Below are 21,532 nucleotides of genomic sequence, written 5' to 3'. Positions count from 1 at the left end.
GGTCAGGATGGTGACCTCACCGCCGTGCGCCTCCTTGATCTTCAACGCCTCCTCGATGGCGTACTCGTCCATCTCATTGATGACGTTGTTCGCCGAACCGCGGTCGACGGTGTTGTCGTCCAAACGCAGGCTGCGGTCCGCGCCCGAATCAGGCACCTGCTTGACGAGTACGACGATGTTCATCGCGCTTCGACGACCCTCCTTGGTTGTTGACGAACGCTTCATCTGGCCATCGCTGCCTCCGGCGCAGGTGCCGGCGGAGCAGCGGGCGGCGAACCTGGCGCGTCGGTCTGCCCTACCGCTGCCCGCTTGGTCGATCCGCAGGTCAACCGGCAGGAGCCCGAGGAGGGCACTCCTTGATCCCTTCGTAACACGAGGGCAACATTGTGGCCCTTGACACGCCGTATGGCCGACACCACTATAACAACCTAGCGCTTGCTCGGTTGCCGGTTGTCCTGGTCAGTTGTCCGGCTCGATCGGCACCGGCGCGGACCATCGCTGGTGGCCGCAGCGCTCTCCGGCGGGAGGCAGCCGCGATGAGAAGGACGACCAAGAGTCAGTGACAGCCATATCGAGTGAGGCGGGCGAGAAGTGGCTATAAGCAGAGGAGCGACGGCGCGGTTGGTCGCCAGCCTGGCCGTCCTCGCCCTTGCAGCCGCGGGTTGCGGGGGCAAGGGCGGCAGTGACAAGCCGACCGACGGCACCGCGAAGGGCGAACCCATCATCATCGGGATGGACGAGGACAGCACCGGCCCCGGCGCCTCCTACAGCACCATCGCCGGCAAGACCATCCGGCTGGCAATCCAGGACATCAACGACAAGGGCGGTGTCCTGGGTCGTCCCCTGCGGCTCGTCGTCGAGAACGACGAGAGCGACCCGACCAAGGTCCCGGCCGTCCTGCAGAAGCTGCACAGCCAGGGCGCGAAGGCGCTCTTCCTGCAGAGCGGCAGCGCCGCCGTCATGCAGGCGAAGTCCACCCTGACGCAGCTCAACCTGCCGGCGATCGCGCCCACCGGCGTGACCGCGACGCTGGTCGAGCCGCCGAACAACGAGCTGATCTACATGCTCGCGAACACCACCACCGACTGGGCCCAGGTTTACTGCGGGGCGTTCAAGGCGGCCAACATCAACAAGATCGGCATCCTGACGGATGACACGACCACCATCGCCGCATTGAACAAGTCGCTGTTGGCCGGGATGTCCTGCGTGACGACCGTGGCGACCGAGAAGGGCGCGGCCAACGCCTCCGACCTCTCGGCCCAGGTCGCCCGGCTGAAGAACGCCAATCCGGACGCGGTGCTGGTCACCAGCGTCGGTGGCGCGTTCGAGGTGCTCGCCCAGAACACCTTGGCAGCCCAGATGAAGGGGAAGCCGCGCTTCTCGCTCGCGTCGATCGGCAACCAGCCGTCCTCCTGGAAGCTGGCCAACCCGGGCGCCCTCGAGGGGCTGATCTTCATGGGTTCGATCAATTCGGAGAACCCGCGCACCAAGACCCTGGTCGACTTCCTCAAGCAGAAGAACGGCGACAACTACCAGGTCACCGCGTACGACGCCCAGGGCTGGGACTCCGTGCAGCTCCTCAAGCTCGCCATCGAGAAGGCCGGCGGGCCGGACGACCCCAAGAAGCTCAACGAGGCGATCCAGAGCATCACCGGTTACCAGGCGGCCTTCGGGCAGGCCAGCTTCACGCTCTCCTTCTCCGCCACCAAGCACCTGGGCGCGGACGGGCCGTGTGGCCTCTCGCTGATCGAGTTCGGGGCGGACAACAAGCCCAAGGGGCCGTGGGCGACGTTCCAGCCCCCGTGCTCGAACTGACCCCGCACGGAGCGGGCGAGCTGACGCGGCTCGCCCGCTCCCGGTAGGTGCTCACGAGGAGTTTCGATGACAGACCTGCAGCTCTGGCTCTCCGCCGTGGAAATGGGATGTTTCTTCGGCATGCTGGCCCTGGCGTACTACCTGATCCACGTCGGGGCCGGCTTCTTCAACTTCGCCATCGGCCCGTACGCGATGATGGGCGGGCTCTGTACCAGCTGGCTCGTCATCACGTACGACCTTGGGGTGTGGCCGGCCGCAGCGGCGGCCGTGGCGGTGACCGTCGTGCTGGCCGCCGTCACCGAGCTGGGTGTCGTGCGTCCGGTACAGCGGCGCAGCGGCGGCGGCGAGCTGCCGGCGCTGGTCGCCGTGGCGGCGGTGCTCTTCGCTATCCAGCAGCTCGCCGGCTACGTCTTCGGATACCCGACCCTGCCCGGGCAGAGCCTGGCGACCTTCGACCCGGTGACGGTCGGGGAGGTCACCGTCCAACCGAGTTCTCTCCTGATGATCGTGGTGGCGCTGCTCTCCTTCGCGCTGTCGGCCGTCTGGATCCGGTCCACCCGGACCGGCCGGCTGCTGCGGGCGGTCGGCGACAGCAACCGCGCGGCGGCACTGCTCGGCCTGCCAGTCAACCGGATCCGGCTGATCGCATTCGTGCTCGCCGGTCTCGTCGCCGCGCTGGCCGGCATCCTCTTCGCCCCGAAGGCGGGCGTGAACTCGCTGTCCGGGCTGGCCTGGTCGCTGTCCGGGTTCCTCGCCGTGGTGGTGGGCGGTACCGGCTCCGTCTGGGCGCCGCTCTTCGGCGGCATGCTGCTCGGGCTGGTCGAGGTGTTCCTTCCGTACTACTTCGGGGGCCAGGCGCACGTGTACGGGATGCTCTTCATCGCCCTGCTGTTCTTCGCCTTCAAGCCACAGGGCCTGTTCGTGCGGACGGTGCGCGCATGACCACTCAGACCTCGCAGCCAGCCGCCGCGACCGCCGGCTGGGATATCCGTCGAGTCCCCGGCATCGGCGGTCTCGCCCTCGGTGGCATCGCCGCCGTGCTGATCCTGCTCTGGGTCGGCTCGGACGGCTACAAGCAGACGCTGGTCACCTCCGCGGCGACGTACGCGCTGATCGCCCTCGGGATGTACGTGCCGTACCTGATGGCCGGGTCCCTGTCGATGGCATACAGCGCCTATGCCGGGATCGGTGGGTACGCGGTCGGGCTGATCTCCTCGAAGACCGGGTTGCCGCTCGCGGTGGCGTGGCTCGTCGGGCCGATCGTGGCAGCGCTGCTCGCCGTGCTGCTCGGGCTCGTCACCCGGCGGTTGTCCGGGTTCTTCCTCGCGGCGGTGACCCTGCTGTTCGGCATGGCGTTCACCGCGTTCCTCATCGACGCGGAGGCGCTCTCCGGCGGCTCGGGCGGGCTGGGCAACCTGCGGCCGCTCAACCTGTTCGGCTGGACGCCGAGTCACTATCAGGTGGTGCTTGGCTCGGCGGTCATCGTCTGCGTCATCGCGTTCCTGCTGGATCGGCTGCGGCTCTCGCCGTGGGGGGTGATCGTGCGGACGATGCGGGACGCCCCGCGGGCTGTTGAGGCGGCCGGCGTCCGGGTCCCGGTGCTGAACCTCGTGGCGCTGGCACTCGGGGCGGCGATCGCGGCCGTCGGCGGGGGGCTCTTCACCTACTCGGCCGGCAGCATCACGCCTGACACGTTCACCCTGAACATCGTCTTCCTCGCCATCTTCATGCCGCTGATCGGTGGGGCGGGCACGCCGTGGGGTGCGGTAGCCGGGGCGGTGATCGCGGTCGAGTTGACGCTCAACTTCCCGGCGATCCAGACCAGCGGCACGCTGCTGCTCGCGCTCGGGGTACTGGCGATCATGTTGGTCGCGCCGCGCGGCGTGGTGGGCTACGCCGACAAGCTGCGCACGCGGACCTGGGCGCTGCTGCGGAAGGAGCCGGACCGTGGCTGAGGAGATCCTGCTGGTCGGGCGCGGCCTGACCAAGCGGTACGGCGGAGTCACCGCCCTGTCGGAGGTCGACTTCCAATTGCGGGCCGGGGAGGTTCTCGGACTGGTCGGCCCGAACGGCGCCGGCAAGACCACCCTGGTCGACCTGATCTCCGGGGCGCAGGCGGCCACCGCCGGCGAGTTGACGCTGCGCGGATCGAAGCTGGCCGGGTCGGCATCACGGCGCGCCCGGGCCGGACTGGGCCGTACCTTCCAGTACCCACAGCTCGCGCTGGAGCTGGACGTCCGGGCCAACCTGCTGCTGGGCCGGGCCGCCCGCCGGCACGCCACGCTCTGGCAGATGATCACGGGGGCGTTCGTCGGGGCGCTGCGGCCCAGGGTGGCGGCCGATGAGGCCGCCGTGCGGGCGATCGCGGACGAGCTGGGCATCAGCGAGCTGGACCGGGAGGCCGGTGACCTCAGCCTCGGCGAGCAGCGGCTGGTCGAGGTCGGCCGAGCGCTTGGGCAGGATCCGCTGGTGCTGCTCCTGGACGAGCCGTTCGCCGGCTCCGACGCACGCGGCGTCGCGGGCATCGCTGAGGTGATCCACACCGTGCGGCGGCGGGGACACGCCGTGATCCTGGTCGACCACAACGTGGACCTCGTCGCTCGCCTGGTGGACCGGATCATGCTGCTCGACCGGGGCCGGGTGGTCTTCGACGGCGATCCGCGCGAGTGCCTGGCCAGCCCGCAGATGCAGAGCGTCTACTTCGGATCGGACGCCGACGACGATGACGCCGGGGACGGCTCCCCGAGGGCGGAGGTGCAGGATGTCCGGTCATGAGCTGACGGTCGAGGGGCTGAGCGTCCGTTACGGACATGCCAGCGCGTTGAACAAGGTCAGCATCACCGCGCAAGGCGGCGCCGTCACCGCGATCGTCGGCCCGAACGGCGCGGGGAAGAGCAGTCTGCTGCTCGCCGCGTACGGTTCGGTGCCCGCGACCGGAAGGGTGTACCTCGACGGTGAGGAGATCACCCGGCTGCGGCCCGCGGCCCGGGCCCGGGCGGGGATCGGCGTCGTTCCGCAGGGGCGGCAGCTCTTCCCGCACCTCAACGTCGCGGACAACCTGCGCGTGATGGCCGAACTGCTCCGGCTGCCGAACTCCGCCGTGGATGAGGCGGTGGATCGGTTCCCCATCCTGCGGACCCGGCTGCGCAGCCTGGTCGGCGTGCTCTCCGGCGGTGAGCAGCAGATGCTCGTGGTTTCTCGGGCGTTGATGGGCGCGCCCCGGGTGCTGTTGCTCGACGAGATGATGACCGGCCTCGCCCCGTTGATCGTCCGCGAGTTGGCCGCGACGGTTTCCGCGCTGGCCGGGGAGGGCGTCGCGGTGCTGCTGGCCGAGCCGGCGCTGGGCGTGCTGCGGCGCATCGTCGACCGGGGCTACGTGCTGGTGCGCGGCGAGGTCGTGGCGGAGGTGAACGACGGCGGCGTGGCGTTGGACGACGCGTACAGCGCGGCCATCGGTGTCGAGCGCCCCAGGGAGTTGCGCCCGGCGGGCTGAACGAAGCGCCGCTGGCGGACTGCCTGCGGCAAGCCGTGGGAGGACTGTGGTGATGGGTGCTGACAACGCCGTGGCTGGCTGGCTGGCTGGCAAGGCAATCGTGGTCACGGGCGCTGGCCGTGGCCTTGGTGCGGCGTACGCCCGGCTCGCCGCCGCTGAGGGCGCCTCGGTGGTGGTGAACGACGTCGACGTGGACGCCGCAGCGCGGGTGGCCGCGGAGATCGGGGCCGTCTGCGACGATTCCGACATCGCCTCGTGGGAGGGAGCCGGGCGGCTGGTCGAGGCGTGCCGCAACGCGTTCGGGCGGATCGACGGCCTGGTCAACAACGCCGGCATCTTCCGGTTGGCCGATCCGCGCGAGCAGGATCCGGTGGAGTTCCGCAGGGTCGTCGAGGTTAACCTGCTCGGCACCGCCTACTGCGGGCTACACGCCATCCGCGCCATGCTGGACCAGCCGGGCGGCGGTTCACTGGTGAACGTCACCTCCGGCTCGCACGCCGGTTCGGCGGCGATGGGCGCGTACGGTGCGAGCAAGGGCGGCGTCGCGTCGCTCACCTACTGCTGGGCCGCGGACCTCGCCGGCACGCCCGTCCGCGTCAACGCCGTGTCGCCGAACGCGCACACCCGGATGGCGGACACCTTCGAGCGCTACCTCGGTGAGCGAGCCCGGGGGCAGAACGTGGGTAAGAACCCGTCCAGCAACGCGCCGGCCGTGGTCTACCTCCTCTCGGACGCGGCCGCGGGGATCTCCGGGCAGGTCGTGCGGGTGGACGGCGAGGAACTCTCGCTCATGACCCACCCCGGGGTGGCCCTCCCGGCCGTTCGGCTCTCGGAATGGACGGTGGCGGCAGTGGCCGGGGCCTTCGACGAGGACCTCGCTCGCCGCCAGCAGGCGGTCGGGCTGCAACCCGCGCCGAGAGTGGCCGGTGGTCCAGCGGCGGGAGAGGGAGCATCGTGAGCGGGCGGACAACCAGGTACGACACCGGGGGCGCCGATGCCGGCCTATGAGATCGAGGGTGTGGTGCCGGTGGTCGACCCGACCGCCTATGTGCACCCGACAGCGGTGCTGATCGGTGACGTCCACGTCGGCCCCGGCTGCTACGTGGGACCCTTCGCCAGCCTTCGGGGAGACTTCGGCCGCATCGTCATGGCCGCCGGCGCCAACCTCCAGGATCACTGTACGTTCCACACCTTCCCCGGCACCGAAGCCGTCCTGGAGCGGGACGGGCACGTCGGGCACGGGGCGGTGCTGCACGGCTGCCGCGTCGGCGCCGGTGCGCTGATCGGGATGAACGCGGTGGTCATGGACGGTGCGGTCATCGGCGAGGCGGCCTTCGTCGGTGCGCACAGCTTCGTCCGGGCAGGCTTCGTCGTGCCGCCGCGTACCCTCGCCACCGGCAGCCCGGCCACGGTCCGCCGGGAACTGACCGCCGACGAGTTGGCGTGGAAGGCGAACGGCACCCGGACCTACCAGCGCCTGACCGAGCGCTGCCGCACCACCCTGCGGCCGGTCACGCCGCTGCCGGTGGCCGAGCCGAACCGGCCGAGCCTCACCACCGACGCCCGCGTGGCGGTCCCGCTCGACGAGTACCGGCGGGCCCACCGGGGAGCGCCGGAGTGAGCCGGTACGACGGTCGGGGCCGGAACGTGCGGGCGGTCGCCAACGGCCGTCCTGGTCGGGCGGCGGCGTGCTTCGCCGCCCGCGTCAACATGCGAATGGACGGGGCAGGTGTCTGAGTTCTCCGAAACCACGATCAGTCGCTACTACGCCGACGGTGACTGGGACGCCGACACGATCGCCGACCTGGTCGCCCGGAACGCCGCCGAGGCGCCGGACGCGGTCGCGTTCCACGCCACCGACGCGACCCTGACCTGGCGCGAGTACGACCGGCTCGCCACCCGGCTGGCCGGGGCGTACGCCCTCGCCGGCCGGCAACCGGGCGAGCTGCTCGCGGTCCTGCTCACCGGCGGGGCGCTCACCCACGTGGCCTACCTCGCGGCGCAGAAGGCCGGCCTGGTGACCGTGGGGCTGCCGCCCCGGGCCGGGGACGCCGAGGTCGCGTACCTGCTGGGGCACACCGGCGCGGGCGCGCTGGCGACCCGTGCGGCGCACCGTGGCCGGCCGGGCCGGGAGGTCGCCCGGGCGGCCGGCGCCCGCCGGCACCTGGTGTTGGACCTGGTCGGTCCGAAGCTGACCGTGGCATGCGACGGCGAGCCGGTGCCGGTGCCGTCCTGGGAGGACGCCGCCGCGGCCGTGAAGGGGCGCGGGCTCGGACCCGACGACCTCTTCTTCCTCAACTCGACGTCGGGCACCACCGGCCGGCCCAAGTGCGTGCGGCAGACCATGAACACCCGCAAGTACTTCGGTCCGCTCGCCGCGGCGGCGGCCGGGTTCGGTCCCGATGAGGTCGTCCTCAGCGCGCTGCCCGCACCGTACGGCTTCGGGCTGTGGAGCGCCCATGTCGTTCCCGCCCGGTACCGCTTCCCGACCGTGCTGACCGCCGAATTCGACCCGGCCGAGACGCTGCGGCTGATCGAGCAGCACCGGGTCACCGTGCTCGCAGCCGTGACCAGCCAGTTCATCATGATGTTGAACGCGCCCGAATTCGCCGAGCACGACCTGAGTTCGCTGCGGGTGCTCTTCACCGGGGGAGAACGGGTGCCGTACCACCGGGCGGTGGAGTTCGAGGAGCGCACCGGGTGCACGGTGCTGCAGTTCTACGGCTCGAACGAGGCGGGCCCGATCTCGGTGACCCGGGTCGACGACGACCGCGAGAAGCGGCTGCGCACGGCGGGGCGGCCCATCCCGGCGATGCGGGTGCGTTTCTTCGACCGGAACGGGAGCCCGGTCGAGGACGGGCCGGGCCAGGTGGCCGTGCACGGGCCGGGCTGCGCCCCGGGCTACTTCCGCGACGAGGCGGCCGACCGGATCCTGTTGCGCCCGGACGGCTGGCTGCTCACCGGGGACATCGGCGAGGTCGACGCTGACGGCTACCTGTCGGTGACCGGGCGGACGGCCGACTTCATCATCCGGGGCGGGCACAACATCAGCGCGCCCGTGGTCGAGGAGGCGGTCGGCGGCCACCCGCGGGTGGCCCAGGTGGCGGTGGTCGGTTACCCGGACGAGGTGCTGGGGGAGCGGGTCTGCGCGTTCGTGGTCACCCGCGACGGCGCCGAACTGGACCTCGATGACCTGCGGACGCACCTGGCCGCGGGCGGCGTCTCCAAGCTCAACTGGCCGGAGCGGGTGGTGCGGTTGCCGTCCCTGCCGTTGGGGGCCGGCGGCAAGGTGGACAAGGTGGCGCTGCGCGCGCGGGAGTGAATGCGGCACCCGACCGGCTCAGCCGCGCTGCGCGCGGGTGGGGACCGCGGCACCCCCCCCGGCCGGGCTCAGCCACGGACGCTGCGGATCAGCGTCTGGCTGACCTGCCCGTCGCCGATCGTCCGGCCGGCGACCTGCGCGGAGACGTCGAAGGTGACGTGCCGGCCCTGCACGGCGGCCACCGTCGCGCGCACGTCGACGCGCTGCCCGGCGAGGGCCGGCGCGCGGTGCCGCACCCCGATCCAGGTGCCGACCGAGGCGGCGCCCGGCGCGAGCCGCCGACGCAGGATGTCGGCGGCGGTGTCCTCCAGGAGCGCGATCAGCGCCGGGGTGGAGAGCACCGACGGGGCGCCGGGCACGTGCCCGGTGAGCATCTCAGCCGTCACCTCGAACGAGCGCTCCGACCGTTCGCCCTCGCGTACCGGGCTGGTCACCAGCTCGTCCCCGGCCGACGTCTCCCAGATCCGCATCCCGCCTCCTTGACAGGCTCACTGTGCCGGAAACAGAATGCCACAACCAAGCGCTTGTTAGGTAGGGGTGGAATTGTCGTACAGCGAGGTGACCGCGCTCTTCCCGACCGGCACAGCCCCGGTCCCCGGCAGCGCGCACGAGCGATACGTGGCGGACCGACTGGCCGAGGTCGGCCGGTGGGGCACGGAGACGCTCGCGGAACGGGTGCGCCGACACGCGGCGGAGATCCCGCAGCGGCCCGCCTTCATCGCCGGTGACGACCGGATCGGCTGGCGCGCGTACGACGAGGTGTCCGACCGGCTCGCGGCGCTGATGGTGCGCTCCGGACTCGCCCGCGGCGAGCGGGTCGGCGTGCTGCTCCCGGACGGCGTCGCGGTGCACGTCGCCTACCTGGCCGCGCTGAAGGCCGGTGTCGTGGTGGTCGGCATCGGCCCGCGCGCCGGCCGCCTCGAACTCCGGCACCTGCTCACCGTCGCCGGCGCCACGGCGCTCATCAGCCACGCGGAGCACCGGGACACCCCGATCGCCGAACTGGTCGACGGGCTGCCGCTGCGGCTACGGCTGGAGCTGCCGCACCGGCTCGCCGAAGTGGACTGGCCGGAGCCGACCCCGGAGGAACGGGCCCTGCTCGCCGAGCGCGTCCTCGGCCTCGGCGAGATCCACCTGCTCAACGGCACCTCGGGCACCACCGGCATGCCGAAGTGCGTGGTGCACAACCAGAACCGGTGGCTGTACTACCACCAGCTCGCGCTGGAGTCGGGGGCGTTCACCCCCGACGATGTCTTCCTCACCCTCATCCCGGCCCCGTACGGCTTCGCCCAGTGGACCGCGAACTTCACGCCCACGCTGCTCGGCTCGCCCACCGTGGTGATGCCACGGTTCAGCGCCGCCGGCGCGCTGGAGCTGATCGAGCGGGAACGGGTGACCGTGGTGTGCTGTGTGAGCACGCAGTTCATCATGATGCTCAACGCGGAGCCCGACCGCTACGACCTGAGCTCGCTGCGCTGCATGTTCACCGGTGGTGAGGCGGTGCCGTACGAGCGCGCCGCCGAGTTCGAGCGCCGCACCGGGGCACAGGTGCTGCAGTTCTTCGGCTCCAACGAGACCGGCGCGCTGTCGCGCACCGGGACCACGGACACCGTGGCGCGACGGCTGCGCACCGCCGGCCGGATCATCGACGAGATGCACGTACGGCTCTTCGGCGACGACGGCGCGGACGTCACCGCCACCGGCGGGCCGGGGCAGGCCGCCTGCGCCGGGCCCGCCACCTGCCTCGGCTACTTCGACGACCCGGAGGCGAACGAGCGGCTCTTCACCCGGGACGGCTGGATGCTCACCGGCGACATCTGCACCCTCGACGAGGACGGCTACCTGCGGGTGGTGGACCGCAAGTCGGACTTCATCATCCGCGGCGGCAAGAACGTAAGCGCCGCCGCGGTCGAGGAGCAGGTCGGCACCCACCCCGCCGTCGCCATGGTGGCCGCGGTCGCGGTCCCCGACCCGACGTACGGCGAGCGGGTCTGCGCCGTGGTGGTGCTCCGGCCCGGCGCCGCTCTCGACCTGGACGACCTGCGCGCGCACCTCGCCGCGCGCGGCGTCTCACCCGAGAACTGGCCCGAGCGAATCGAGATCGTCGACGAGTTGCCCCGCGGCTCCGGCGGCAAGGTGGCCAAGGCGGAACTTCGTGCCCGGCTGCGCGCCGGCTAGCGTGCCGCTTCGAGTAGGGCGGCCCTGATCCGGGAGCGCTGGATCTGACCGGTTGCCGGGGTGCGCGGGATCTCCGACACCACCGCGACCCGGCGCGGCTGCTTGAAGGCGGCCAACTGGTTGGCGACGTGCCCGCGGAGGGTGGCAACCTCCGGTGCCGCCGCCCCCGGCGCCAGCACCAGCACCGCACACACCACCTCGCCCCACCGTTCGTCCGGCAGGCCGACCACCGCCACATCGTGGATCCCGGGCAGGTCGCGCAGGGCCTGCTCCACCTCGAACGGCGACACCGACTCCCCGCCGGTGCGGATGACCTCGCGCTGACGGCCGGTGAGGTGGAGATACCCCTCGCCGTCGAGGTAGCCCAGGTCCCCCGAGCGGTAGACGCCGTCGCGCAGCGCCGCCCCGGTCTCCTCGGGAAGGTCGTGGTAGCCGGACATCAGCCCTGGCCCGCTGACGCAGACCTCGCCCACCTCGCCGGCCGGCGCGTCCACCCACAGCGCGTTCGGAAAGGCCGGGAGCCCGACGCTGCCGGACTTGTCGAAGACGTCGGCGTCCGGCAGCGCCGCCATCCGGCCCGCCTCGGTCGACCCGTACAGGACGGTGGTGGTGGTCCCCGGCAGCCGCTCCTTGATCCGCCGGAGCAGCTCGACGGAGATCCCCGAGGTGCCGGTGTCCGCGTGCCGCAGCGATGACAGGTCGGCGTGCCGGTGCTCGGGGTCGAGCAGCCGCTCCCACACGGCGGGGATGCAGTAGATCGCCGATGGACGCTCTTGCCGCACCGAGTCGATCATCTGCGCGGCGTCGGCCCGACGTACGAGGTGCACCGCGGTCCGGTTCTGCCACGCCTCCAGCACGTAGTGCCAGCCGCCGTAGTGGTACAGCGGAAAGCTGCACAGGACGCCGCCCCGGCCGCGTAGCCCGGAGGTGAAGGTGCCGCCGCCGGGCGCCGCGCGCAGCCAGCTCGCGCGGTGGCTGACCAGCGCCCCCTTCGGCCGGCCGGTGCTGCCGCTGGTCAGGTAGACGATGTGCGGGTCGGTGTCGGCGAGGCGGTCGTGCCCGTCGGGCAGCGCGGCGCAGGCGGCGGCGGCGAGGGCGTCGAGGTCCGCGCCGGGGCCTGGCGCGGAGCCCACGCGGGCGAGCGGCACGTCCTGGGGCGCGTCGGGACGATCGGTGACCAGGAGCCGCGGGTCCAGATAGGACAGGACCGCCGCCAGTTCGCCGGGGGAGAGCGTCGGGTTGATCGGGGCGAACGCCGCGCCGAGCCGGGCGCAGCCCAGGAAGCCGTCCAGGGTGCCCAGCGTCGGCGCGGCCCACCAGGCCACCCGGTCGCCGCGCCGCACGCCCAGGCCGGCCAGCGCGTTGGCGGCGCGATTCGCCCGCTCGTCGAGGTCGCGGAAGGTGACCCGCTCCCCGGCCAGGGTGGCCGCGGTCGCCGCCGGCGCCATCCGGGCCGCCTGGCGGACGATGTCGCCGATCAGCAGTTCCACGCGCGCTCCTCTCCGGCGGTCAGGACGACCTGCGCCGGGTTGATCGCGCCGTGCGCGGTCTTGTCCCGGGTGATCTCCAACGCCTTCGGCACCTCCGTCACCCCGGAGAGCCGATGGGTGACCAGCGATTCGACGTCGACGTCGCCGCGGGCCACCAGCCGCAGCGCGTGGTCGAAGACCCCGCCGCCGGGGGAGTAGCCGCCGGCGCCGGAGCGGGGGTGCAGCAGCGCTATGCTGCGCTCCCGCAGCAGGCCGAGCGGTGCCGGCGCCCGGTCGGGCAGCACCGAGACCACCACCACGCGACCGCCCCGGCGGGCGCAGCGCGCGGCCAACTCGAGGGTCTCCGTGCCGGCGAGCCCGACCTCGGGGGCGCCGCCGGCGGTCTCGATCACGACGTCGACGCCGATCCCGCCGGTCGCCTCCCGTGTTGCCGCGAGCACCGTTTCCGGTCCGCCGCTCGCGTCGATCACCAGGTCGGCGCCGAACCGGTTGGCGAGGGCGAGCTTCGCCGGGCTCCGTCCGCTGATCGCGATCAGGCCGGCGTTGCCGTGCCGGGCCACCTGCAGGGCGAGCAGCCCCATCACGCCGGCGCCGATGACCAGCACGGTCTCGCCGGGCTGCACGGCGGCGAGTGCGTGCGCGTGCAGGGCGCCGGCCAGTGGCTGGACAGCCGCCGCCGCGGAGGCCGTCACACCGGGCGGCACCGGCACCACGCATGTGGCGGGGACCAGCACCTGCTCGGCGAGGGCGCCGGGGCGGGTGAACCCGATGAACTCGGGTGCGAGGCAGGCGTCCGACCGGCCGCGCCGGCAGGCGGGACACTGTCCACACACGACGGTCTCGACGGCGGTCACCCGGGCGCCGACCGCGATGCCCCGCACCGCCGGCCCGACCGAGCGGACCACGCCGCAGAACTCGTGCCCGCCGAAGCGGACCGGGCCGGCGGCCAGGGCGTCGGCGAGGTGGGTGTGCAGCGCCACCGGCTCTCCGGCGATCAGCATGCACTCGGTGACGCTCGGCTGTACGCAGGCTACGTCGAGGACGACGTCACCGGGGCCGGGCCGGGGGTCGGGAACCTCCTCGATCCGCAGATCGCCGAAGCCGTGCAGCACCGCCGCGCGCATCGCGCCCCCCACCTCGTGGTCCCCGATGACTTGACCGTGGATTTAGATTTTGTATTCAATATCTAAGTCGAGTCAACCCTGGATCAGGAGGCCGGATGGAACGGGAACTCGTGGTCACCGGCGTCGGAGGTCAGGGCATCCAACTGCTCGCCAAGACCCTCGCCCTCGCGGCCACCAGAGAGGGGCGACACGCCATGCTCAGCGCCGACTACGGCGGCGAGATGCGGGGTGGTCCATCCAAGGCGAGCGTGGTCATCGGCGACCGTCCGTTGCGGGCCCTCCCAGTGCTCGCCTCGGCCTGGTCGGCGATCGTCGTCCACCACCGGTTCAGCGAGCCGGCACTCGCGCGGCTGCGCCCCGGCGGGCCGGCGATCCTCAATCTGCCGCTGGTCGACCCCGCGTCGCTGCCGGCGATGACCACGTACGGCGTGGACGCGGGCACCGTCGCCAAGTCGGTCGAGGCACCCCAGGCGATCGGCTTCGTACTGCTCGGCGCCTACAACGCGGTGACCCGGCTCGTCGACCCGGCGGCCCTGGTGGCCGCCATGCAGGAGTTGCTCCCGCCGTACCGGAAGCAGCACGCCGCGGCCAACGCGCGGGCGCTCACGGCCGGCGCGACCGCGCTGGACGGACCGGGCGCCGATCTGACGGAGGTTTCCCCATGACCCTCGAACTGCTCGAAGGCAGCGAGGCGATCGCCACCTCGGCGATCGCCGCCGGCTGCCGCTTCTTCGCCGGCTACCCGATGTCGCCGTTCACCGGCCTGCTGGAGAACATGTCGCGCCAGCTTCCCGCGGCCGGTGGCGTGTGCCTCAACGCGGAGAGCGAGATCGAGGGCGTCAACATGACCCTCGGCGCCGCCGCGGCCGGCGCCCGCGCGGCCACCGGTTCCTGCGGGCAGGGCATCGCGTTGATGCAGGAGGCGATCGCCGAAGCGGCGCTGAACGAGACGCCGTTCGTGGTCTTCAACATGGCCCGCAACCAGCAGGACTACTTCCAAGCCACCAGGGGCGGCGGCTGGGGCGACTACCGAACCATCACGCTGGCGCCGAAGGACGTCCCCGAGGCGGTCGAGCACGCCCAACTGGCGTTCTACCTCGCCGACAAGCACCGGGCACCGGTGATCTTCTACGGGGACCCGCTGCTGGCACAGACCCGGATCGGCGTATCGGTCCGGCCGCTCGACTTCGGCCCGCTGCCGCCGAAGGACTGGGCGCTCGACGGGACCGGCGGCGGCACCGGCAGATCCCGGCAGGTCTGGACCTGGGCGATGGGCAAGGCCACCGACCCCGGCCCCGGCCCCGACCGGCACTGGCGTGCCATCGCGGAGAAGTTCGCCGCCATCGACGCGATCGAGACGCGGTTCGAGCAGGCCCACGTCGAAGACGCGGAGACGTTGGTGGTGGCCTTCGGGTCCGCCGCCAAGTTCGTCGAGTACGTGGTCGAGGAGCTGCGGGCAGACGGACACCGGATCGGGTGGTTCCGACCGGTGACACTCTGGCCGTTCCCCGGCGAAGCGCTCGCCGCGGCCACCGCCGGCATGCGGCGCGTGCTGGTCTTCGAACTCAACGCCGGGCAGATGCTCGACGACGTACGCATCCACACCGCCGATCGCTCCGCGGTGCGCTTCATCGGTGGGGTGAGCATCGCGGAGTCCGGCCTCGCGTACGGCGACCTGATGGACGCCCCGGTCATCCGGGACCGGATCCTCACCGCTTGTTCGGAAGGTGGACCCTCATGACCGTCATCGACACCTCCCAGCCGCCCTCGGAGCCGGCCCGCAAGGTGGCCGACTTCCGCCCGTCGCTGCTGCTCGGCGAACACTCGCTCTGCCCCGGCTGCGGCGAGCCGGTGGCGCTGCGGGTGCTGCTGGAGGTGTTGCAGGAGCTCGACATCGTCCAGCGCACCATCGGGGTCGTCGGCCACGGCTGCTACGGCAGCTTTGTCCGGATCATGGACGTGGACGTGCTGCAATGCCTGCACGGCCGGGCACCGGCCTGTGCCACCGGCATCAAGCGGGTACGCCCCGACTGCGCGGTCTTCACCATGCAGGGCGACGGTGACATGGCCAACGAGGGGCTGCAGGAGGTGCTGCACGCCGCGGCCCGGGGCGAGAAGATCACCTGCGTGCTGCTGAACAACGGCGTGTTCGGCGACACCGGCGGGCAGTTGACCGCGGCCACGGTGCTCGGGCAGCGCACGAAGACCAGCCTCGAGGGGCGCGACGCGGAGACGCACGGCTACCCGATCCCGGTCGCCGACCTGGTCGCCGGGCTGCACGGCACCGCGTACGTCGCGCGGGGAGCGGTCTCCACCGCCGGCGCCGTGGCGCAGACGAAGCGCATGCTGCGGCGCGCCTTCGAGACCCAGCTCGCCGGCGCCGGCTTCAGCCTGGTGGAGATCCTCACCATGTGCCCAACCGGCTGGTTCGTGCCGGCACCCGAGGGCCCGGGTTACCTTGGCGACTCGATGGAGCAGGCCTATCCACTCGGGGAGCTGACGACATGGCGGCACTGACGCGGGCGAAGACGGGCGTGGCGGTGGCCGAGTACATCCTCGGCCTGCTCTTCGACGGCACGCTGCGCAGCGGCGACCGGCTCGACCTCGACGGCATCGCCGCGACGCTCGGGGTCAGCCGGGCCCCGGTACGCGAGGCGCTGCTCCAGCTGGAGCGCGACGGTCTGGTGGAGATGCCGCACTACCGTGGCGCGTTCGTCGCCGCCTTCGACGCGGGGACGATCCGCGAGGCGTTCGAGCTGTACGGCATGTTGAGCGCGTTGACCAGCAGCCGGGCGGCGACTAACGGGGACGGGGACCTGCGGGAGACGCTCGGCAAGCTCGTCGAGGCGCTGGCCGGCTGCGACCGGGTCGACGAGTTCGAACGGATCGCCCGCGAGTTCCGCAAGGTGGTCAACCTGGCGACCGCCGGCCCGCACCTGCGGGCCCTGCTGCGCAGCTTCAACGGGCTGGTGCCGGCCGCCGCCCGGTTCTCCATCGAGGACGCGATGGACGAGGAGCGGGCCGCACTGCACCGAGAATACGAGGCCCTGGCGGCCGGGGACGCGGAGGCGGCCTCCGCGGCGGCGCTCGACCACGTCCTGATGACGGCCGAGAACGCTGTTCGGGCACTGGGGCGGCGAGGGATCTTCCCGACCGACGCGTCGCCGGCGGATCCCGCCGACCGGCCGCAGCGGACGGACCGCTCTCAGGTGCTGGGAATCGTCCGCACGACGGCCGGAGGCGACAAATGAGCGAGCACGAAGGCGGCGCGCGGCGCAGCAGCCGGGGGACGCTGGTCATCGCCGAGGATCGGTGCAAGGGCTGCGAGCTCTGCATCGACGCCTGCCCACCCCGGGTACTGGTGATGTCGAGCGAGCTGAACGAGATGGGCTACCGGTATCCGGAACTCACCCCGGGCTGCACCGGCTGCACCGCCTGCCAGATGGTCTGCCCCGACTTCGTCTTCTCGGTCTACCAGCTCACCGCCGCGACCGCGCCGGGGGACCGGCGTGGGTGAGGCGAGAGTGTCGGTGGTCACCGGCGCCGCAGCCGGGATCGGCCGCGCCACCGTGCACAAACTCGCCGGCCGTGGGGACTTCGTGCTGGGCGTGGACCGCGACGCCGCCGGACTCGACGCGCTGCGCGAGGAGGTCGGTGCGGACGAGCGAATCGCGACGCTCCCAGCCGACCTGGCGGAGCCGGAGGCGGCCGAGGCCGTGGTGCTGCACTGCGTACAGCGCTGGGGCCGAATGGACCTGCTCGCCCTGGTCGCCGGGATCGGGCAGTTCGGTGCCACGGCCGAGGTGAGCCTCGCCGAGTGGGACCGGGTGCTGAACGTGAACCTGCGCGCCCCGTTCCTGCTCGCGCAGGCCGCGATGCCGTACCTGATCCGCAGTCGCGGGTGCGTCGTCGCGGTGTCGTCGATCGCCGGCCTCCAAGGCTGGCCGTACAGCGCGGTGTACTCGGCGTCCAAGGGTGGGCTGGTGACGCTCATGCGCTCCCTGGCTATCGAGTACGGGCCCGCGGGCGTGCGGGTCAACGTGGTGTGCCCGGGCGGGGTGGAGACCGCGCTCTCGGCGGACTTCCACAGCGGCGGGGTGGCCTACGACGAGAGCTTGCGCAAACGATCCACCGGCCTGCAGGGGCGCAAGGCCGACCCGGCGGAAGTCGCGGCGACGATCGCCTTTCTCGGTGCTCCCGAGGCGTCCTTCGTCTCGGGAGCCGTGCTGCGCGTCGACGGTGGCGCATTCGCGTAGTGCGGTGTCCACTAATGTTCACCGGGTTTCCGGTGGTTGTTGTGGATTCTCGCCTTCCGGGCGAGCGACTCCCCACCGGGTGGTGGTGGGGCGGGCCTCCGCGGGCCAACTGATCCTCGCGCCGCTGTGGTTGGGCGGCGGGGGTCACGCCGGGACTGGCCGGCACCGGGGAGGTGTCGGCCGGCTCGACGGTGCGTGACCACCTTGGGCAGCACAACGGCTGCTGTGGGGGTGGTGGGTCCGCCGCCCGGGGTGCGGGTGGCGATGATGGCGGCCGCGATCAGGTCGCGGTGCCCAGAAAATGCGCAGTGCGGGCAGGTCAGGGTCCGGCCACGGGGTTTCGGTACCCGCCGGAGGCAGGCGGGGCAGGTGGAGGAGGTGCCGCGTTCGTTGACGGGGTGGACGGTGATGCCGGCCTGGGTGGCTTTGTCTTCCAGGACCTGCATGAGGCGGCCGATCTGCCATTGCCGTAGCCGCAGGTTGTGCCGCCGCCCCGCATCGATGTCCAACACACCGCGGGGGTCGCCGACGTGCAGCACCCCGACCCGCTGCTGCACGGCCCAGGAGACGACCTGGCGGGCGGCTTCGTGTTGGGCTTGGCGGACCCGCCGCTTGTGCCGGCTCTCCACCAACCGTGCCCGGCGCCGGTATTTCCGCCACCGCCGTGACCCTTTCTGGCCCGGCTTCGGCGCCCGCTGCGAAACGGAGCGGCGGCGGGTTTTCGTGTCGGCCAGGTGCATGCGGTGCTCGGCGCGGATCGCCCGCCCCGACACCAACAAGCCCTCCCCGTCACGGCTGGCCACCGCGTACGGGTGGATGATGCCCAGATCGACTCCGGCCACCTTGGCCGGGTCCGGTCCCTCACCCGGCGGATACGTCGCCACCGGCACTTCGGCGGTCACGTCCAGGAACAGGCGGCCGCCCTCGCACAGCAGGGTGACCGACCGGACCTGCTCGACCGGGTACGGCACCTCCCGCGCCAACCGGACCGACAACGGCGCAGCACCCTGGGCCGTTGGGATCCGCACCCGCCGCCCGTCCAGGGTGAAGGTGCCGTGATGCCAGCGCACCGGCATCAGCGCCCGCCGACGGCGCGGGAACCGCGCCGACACGTCCCCATCCTTACGGGCTTTCGCCGCCGCGAACCAGGCATCCGAAACCGGCGCAACACCGAGCGGGCACCCACCGAGTCCAGCTCACCGAACGTGCCCGGACCGGAAGAAGCCAGTTCCCGGCACAACGCCTGATAACCGGTCAACGGCACGTCCCGGCGGCGGCGCCGCCATCCGTTGATCTCCAACACACACGCCCACACGTCACCGGCTGAACGCAGCAGGCTGAAACACCGCCGCCGCTGCCCAGCAGTCACCCGCAGAGCAACGCGAGCGGTCCGATAGACCACCCGCGGCGCGGCAGGATCCCGACGGCGAGGCACAACCACACCCAACCCGACGGGTACGACAATCTCTCGGGGTGGCCTACCCGGCGAACGTTAGTGGTCAGCGCACTAGCAGGCGCTGGGTGCACGCAACGACGGGGTGGAGACACCGGATCGAGGGCTTTCGCGTCGGGTCCGACATCGCCTATGCTCCAAGCAAGCGCTTGGTCAATCAGCGCCGGTGCTGACCCGCTCCGGACGCGACGAGACACCGGAGGCTGCGTGAAGTACGCGATACAGGCACCCGTAGCGGCCGGCACCACGGCGGATCCCGCCTGGATCGGCGAGTTCGCCGTGCACGCCGAGGCGTGCGGGTTCGAATCGATCGCCGTCGTGGAGCACGCGATCGTGGCGAGCGGCTATTCCAGCAGGTACCCGTACGACGCGTCGGGCCGGATGGGACTGGCCGACGACTGCCCCATCCCCGACCCGTTGGATCTGCTGGCCTTCCTCGCCGGGCGGACCACGCGGATCGGCCTGGCCACCGCCGTCCTGGTCCTGCCGAACCACCACCCGGTCGTGCTGGCCAAGCGGGCCGCCACCGTTGACGCGCTCTCCGGCGGCCGGTTGCGTCTGTGCGTCGGCACGGGGTGGATGCGCGAGGAGGTCGAGGCCTGCGGCGCGGACTTCGCCAGCCGTGGCCGCCGCGCGGACGAGTCCATCGACGTGCTCCGCGCCCTGTGGGCCGACACCGGGCCCCAGGGCGCGACGCACCACGGGGAGTTCTTCCGGTTCGAGGGGGCGATGAGCTACCCGAAGCCGGTCAATCCGCTGGGGGTGCCGATCCATGTCGGCGGCCACAGCGTGGCCGCCGCACGCCGGGCCGGGCGGCGCGGCGACGGGCTGCAACCGCTCGGCGTCGTCGGTGACGAACTGCGCAAGCTTGTGGACATCATGCGTGCCGAGGCCGAGCGCTCGGGCCGCGATCCGGACCGGTTGGAGTTGAGCCTGGGGCACTCGGTGGCCAAGGTGACCCCGGAACGGGTCGAGCGGTTGGCCGCGCTGGGCGCCGATCGTCTCGTCCTCGCCGTGACCCCGACCGCCGACCTCGCGGCGGCCAAGGACGAGCTGTCCGCCTGCGCCGAGCGACTCGGGCTCGTCGGGTCGTGATCACCGCGGCCGACCGCGCGGAGATCGGCGAGCTGGTCCACCGGTACGCGCACCTCGTGGACAACCGGGAGATCCAGGCGGTCGCCGAGCTGTTCCTGGACGCCGCGGTTCTCGTGCTCCCCGACCCGCCCACCGAGCTGGGCCCGGTCCGGCGGCACGCGGGCCGGGCGCAGATCGTCCGGGCGCTGCGGTCGCTGAGCGAGATCCCGGTGACCCTGCACGCGGTCCTCGGCCTGGTCGTGGATCCGGACGGCGCGGGTGGGGCGGTCGGCTCGGTGACCGGCGTCGCCCATCACGTCAGCGATCGTCCGGACGGCACGACGGCTGACCTGGTGTGGTACCTGCGCTACGCCGACACCTACCAACGTGACGGCGGCCGGTGGCGCATCGCCCGTCGGGCGCTTCAGATCGAATGGATGGAAACCCGGCGGGTGCGCCAGCGGCGCGGGTCGGTGGGGGGAGTGCCATGACGCAGCGGTTGGCCGGCAGGATCGCCGTGGTGACCGGCGGGGCGCTGGGCATCGGCGGCGGCATCTCCCGGCGTCTCGCCGCCGCCGGTGCCACGGTGGTGTTGAACGACATCGACGAGGCGGCGGCCGCGGCGGCGGCGGGCGAGATCACGGCCCTGGGTGGCAGGTGCGGCACCCTCGTCGGTGACATCCGGGATCCGGCGGTGGTCGAGGCGCTGCGCGACCGCGCCCTGGCGGTCGGCGGGGGCCGGGTCGACATCCTGGTCAACAACGTCGGCGACTTCCGCCCGGCCGCGCGGACGTTCCTGCACGGCACTGAGGCGCAGTGGCAGGCGCTGTACGAGTTGAACCTGCTGCACGTGTTGCGGGTGACCCACGCGCTGCTACCGGTAATGGTCGAGCAGCGGTCCGGCGCGGTGATCAACAACTCGACGGTGGAGGCCTTCCGGGGCATTCCCGGGCATGCCGTCTACTCCGCCTACAACGCCGGGGTCTCCGCGTTCACCAGGAGCCTCGCGGTGGAGGTCGGACAGTACGGGGTACGCGTGAACGCCATCGCACCCGATCTGGCCGACACGCCGCAGACCCCGGCCGCCGCGATGCTCCGCGGGCGCGACCCGGCCCTGCTGCGCACCTGGCTGCCGCTCGGGCGCTTCGGAGCGCCCGACGACTACGCCGCCGTCGTCGAGTTCCTCGCCTCCGACGACTCCCGATTCGTCACCGGCCACACCATCCCGGTTGACGGCGGCACGCTGGCCGCCTCGGGCTGGTACGGCCGGGCGGACCGCAAGGGATGGACCAACCTGCCCAACGAGGCGTGAGCCGGGCCCGGCCGG

The 21,532-nt window shown here is 72.1% G+C and carries 23 protein-coding genes; 18 read left to right on the top strand and 5 right to left on the bottom strand.

Annotation, left to right across the window (positions count from 1 at the left end; all coding sequences use genetic code 11):
• A partial coding sequence (locus tag ACY34I_RS27005) for an electron transfer flavoprotein subunit beta/FixA family protein (protein WP_462757825.1) occupies positions 1-183 on the bottom strand: 183 nt, incomplete at its 3' end.
• A gap of 438 nt (positions 184-621) precedes the next feature.
• Here ACY34I_RS27005 and ACY34I_RS27000 point away from each other — a divergent pair.
• The 8 genes from ACY34I_RS27000 to ACY34I_RS26965 all read left to right on the top strand — a co-directional run bounded on the left by ACY34I_RS27000 (position 622) and on the right by ACY34I_RS26965 (position 8,630).
• Entirely contained in the window at positions 622-1,815 is a 1,194-nt protein-coding gene (locus tag ACY34I_RS27000) for an ABC transporter substrate-binding protein (protein WP_462757824.1), read from the top strand.
• A gap of 66 nt (positions 1,816-1,881) precedes the next feature.
• The gene (locus tag ACY34I_RS26995) at positions 1,882-2,757 is read left to right on the top strand and encodes a branched-chain amino acid ABC transporter permease (RefSeq protein WP_148802977.1); all 876 of its coding nucleotides are present in this window, start codon (positions 1,882-1,884) and stop codon (positions 2,755-2,757) included.
• Positions 2,754-3,770: a branched-chain amino acid ABC transporter permease gene (locus tag ACY34I_RS26990; RefSeq protein WP_462757823.1), complete on the top strand. Its 1,017-nt coding sequence runs from the start codon at positions 2,754-2,756 to the stop codon at positions 3,768-3,770. The genes ACY34I_RS26995 and ACY34I_RS26990 overlap by 4 nt, the downstream gene beginning before the upstream one ends.
• Positions 3,763-4,590 carry an ABC transporter ATP-binding protein gene (locus ACY34I_RS26985; RefSeq protein WP_462757822.1) on the top strand — a complete coding sequence of 276 codons (828 nt, stop codon included), beginning with the start codon at positions 3,763-3,765 and terminating at the stop codon, positions 4,588-4,590. Before ACY34I_RS26990 ends, ACY34I_RS26985 begins: the two co-directional genes overlap by 8 nt.
• Positions 4,577-5,308 carry an ABC transporter ATP-binding protein gene (locus ACY34I_RS26980; RefSeq protein ID WP_462757821.1) on the top strand — a complete coding sequence of 244 codons (732 nt, stop codon included), beginning with the start codon at positions 4,577-4,579 and terminating at the stop codon, positions 5,306-5,308. The genes ACY34I_RS26985 and ACY34I_RS26980 overlap by 14 nt, the downstream gene beginning before the upstream one ends.
• Positions 5,309-5,360: 52 nt before the next feature.
• Complete coding sequence (locus ACY34I_RS26975; RefSeq protein WP_462757820.1) at positions 5,361-6,266, top strand: SDR family NAD(P)-dependent oxidoreductase; 906 nt, start codon at positions 5,361-5,363, stop codon at positions 6,264-6,266.
• Positions 6,267-6,302: 36 nt separating this feature from the next.
• Positions 6,303-6,929 (top strand): hypothetical protein, encoded by a 627-nt coding sequence (locus ACY34I_RS26970; protein ID WP_462757819.1) that lies wholly within the window; start codon positions 6,303-6,305, stop codon positions 6,927-6,929.
• A gap of 108 nt (positions 6,930-7,037) precedes the next feature.
• A complete protein-coding gene (locus ACY34I_RS26965) occupies positions 7,038-8,630 on the top strand; it encodes a class I adenylate-forming enzyme family protein (protein WP_462757817.1) in 1,593 nt (530 codons plus the stop codon).
• A 68-nt stretch (positions 8,631-8,698) separates the two neighbouring features.
• On the opposite strand, the gene ACY34I_RS26960 is transcribed toward ACY34I_RS26965, so the two are convergent.
• On the bottom strand, positions 8,699-9,100 hold the full coding sequence (locus tag ACY34I_RS26960) for a thioesterase family protein (protein ID WP_148802989.1): 402 nt from the start codon (positions 9,098-9,100) through the stop codon (positions 8,699-8,701).
• A gap of 67 nt (positions 9,101-9,167) precedes the next feature.
• On the opposite strand from ACY34I_RS26960, the gene ACY34I_RS26955 reads away from it, so the two are divergent.
• Positions 9,168-10,808 (top strand): class I adenylate-forming enzyme family protein, encoded by a 1,641-nt coding sequence (locus ACY34I_RS26955; protein ID WP_462757816.1) that lies wholly within the window; start codon positions 9,168-9,170, stop codon positions 10,806-10,808.
• On the opposite strand, the gene ACY34I_RS26950 is transcribed toward ACY34I_RS26955, so the two are convergent.
• On the bottom strand, positions 10,805-12,298 hold the full coding sequence (locus ACY34I_RS26950; RefSeq protein ID WP_462757815.1) for a class I adenylate-forming enzyme family protein: 1,494 nt from the start codon (positions 12,296-12,298) through the stop codon (positions 10,805-10,807). The two genes, ACY34I_RS26955 and ACY34I_RS26950, sit on opposite strands and share 4 nt — an antisense overlap.
• Positions 12,286-13,422, bottom strand: coding sequence for a zinc-dependent alcohol dehydrogenase (locus tag ACY34I_RS26945; RefSeq protein WP_462757814.1), 1,137 nt, complete (start codon positions 13,420-13,422; stop codon positions 12,286-12,288). The genes ACY34I_RS26950 and ACY34I_RS26945 overlap by 13 nt, the downstream gene beginning before the upstream one ends.
• A 95-nt stretch (positions 13,423-13,517) precedes the next feature.
• Here ACY34I_RS26945 and ACY34I_RS26940 point away from each other — a divergent pair, with 95 nt between their 5' ends.
• The 6 genes from ACY34I_RS26940 to ACY34I_RS26915 are packed head-to-tail and all read left to right on the top strand — an operon-like array spanning position 13,518 to position 17,678.
• Positions 13,518-14,087 carry a 2-oxoacid:acceptor oxidoreductase family protein gene (locus ACY34I_RS26940; protein WP_462757813.1) on the top strand — a complete coding sequence of 190 codons (570 nt, stop codon included), beginning with the start codon at positions 13,518-13,520 and terminating at the stop codon, positions 14,085-14,087.
• Positions 14,084-15,163 carry a hypothetical protein gene (locus tag ACY34I_RS26935; protein WP_462757812.1) on the top strand — a complete coding sequence of 360 codons (1,080 nt, stop codon included), beginning with the start codon at positions 14,084-14,086 and terminating at the stop codon, positions 15,161-15,163. Before ACY34I_RS26940 ends, ACY34I_RS26935 begins: the two co-directional genes overlap by 4 nt.
• Positions 15,160-15,939 (top strand): thiamine pyrophosphate-dependent enzyme, encoded by a 780-nt coding sequence (locus ACY34I_RS26930; RefSeq protein WP_462757811.1) that lies wholly within the window; start codon positions 15,160-15,162, stop codon positions 15,937-15,939. Before ACY34I_RS26935 ends, ACY34I_RS26930 begins: the two co-directional genes overlap by 4 nt.
• Positions 15,927-16,673, top strand: coding sequence for a GntR family transcriptional regulator (locus ACY34I_RS26925; RefSeq protein ID WP_462757810.1), 747 nt, complete (start codon positions 15,927-15,929; stop codon positions 16,671-16,673). The genes ACY34I_RS26930 and ACY34I_RS26925 overlap by 13 nt, the downstream gene beginning before the upstream one ends.
• Complete coding sequence (locus ACY34I_RS26920; protein WP_462757808.1) at positions 16,670-16,939, top strand: 4Fe-4S dicluster domain-containing protein; 270 nt, start codon at positions 16,670-16,672, stop codon at positions 16,937-16,939. The genes ACY34I_RS26925 and ACY34I_RS26920 overlap by 4 nt, the downstream gene beginning before the upstream one ends.
• A complete protein-coding gene (locus ACY34I_RS26915; RefSeq protein ID WP_462757806.1) occupies positions 16,932-17,678 on the top strand; it encodes an SDR family NAD(P)-dependent oxidoreductase in 747 nt (248 codons plus the stop codon). The genes ACY34I_RS26920 and ACY34I_RS26915 overlap by 8 nt, the downstream gene beginning before the upstream one ends.
• Before the next feature lie 11 nt (positions 17,679-17,689).
• Here ACY34I_RS26915 and ACY34I_RS26910 read toward each other — a convergent pair whose 3' ends face one another.
• Positions 17,690-18,790: an RNA-guided endonuclease InsQ/TnpB family protein gene (locus ACY34I_RS26910; RefSeq protein WP_462757804.1), complete on the bottom strand. Its 1,101-nt coding sequence runs from the start codon at positions 18,788-18,790 to the stop codon at positions 17,690-17,692.
• A gap of 548 nt (positions 18,791-19,338) precedes the next feature.
• On the opposite strand from ACY34I_RS26910, the gene ACY34I_RS26905 reads away from it, so the two are divergent.
• From ACY34I_RS26905 to ACY34I_RS26895, 3 genes are read left to right on the top strand one after another with little or no spacing between them, the layout of a single operon-like run.
• The gene (locus ACY34I_RS26905) at positions 19,339-20,226 is read left to right on the top strand and encodes an LLM class F420-dependent oxidoreductase (protein WP_462757802.1); all 888 of its coding nucleotides are present in this window, start codon (positions 19,339-19,341) and stop codon (positions 20,224-20,226) included.
• Positions 20,223-20,696 (top strand): nuclear transport factor 2 family protein, encoded by a 474-nt coding sequence (locus ACY34I_RS26900; RefSeq protein WP_462757801.1) that lies wholly within the window; start codon positions 20,223-20,225, stop codon positions 20,694-20,696. The genes ACY34I_RS26905 and ACY34I_RS26900 overlap by 4 nt, the downstream gene beginning before the upstream one ends.
• The gene (locus tag ACY34I_RS26895; protein WP_462757800.1) at positions 20,693-21,517 is read left to right on the top strand and encodes an SDR family NAD(P)-dependent oxidoreductase; all 825 of its coding nucleotides are present in this window, start codon (positions 20,693-20,695) and stop codon (positions 21,515-21,517) included. The genes ACY34I_RS26900 and ACY34I_RS26895 overlap by 4 nt, the downstream gene beginning before the upstream one ends.
• Positions 21,518-21,532 lie beyond the last annotated feature (15 nt).

This window comes from Micromonospora sp. RTBAU3-60, assembly GCF_054963695.1.
The sequence above is the reverse complement of the archived record's forward strand: the minus strand, read 5'-3'. Positions and strand labels throughout refer to the sequence as shown.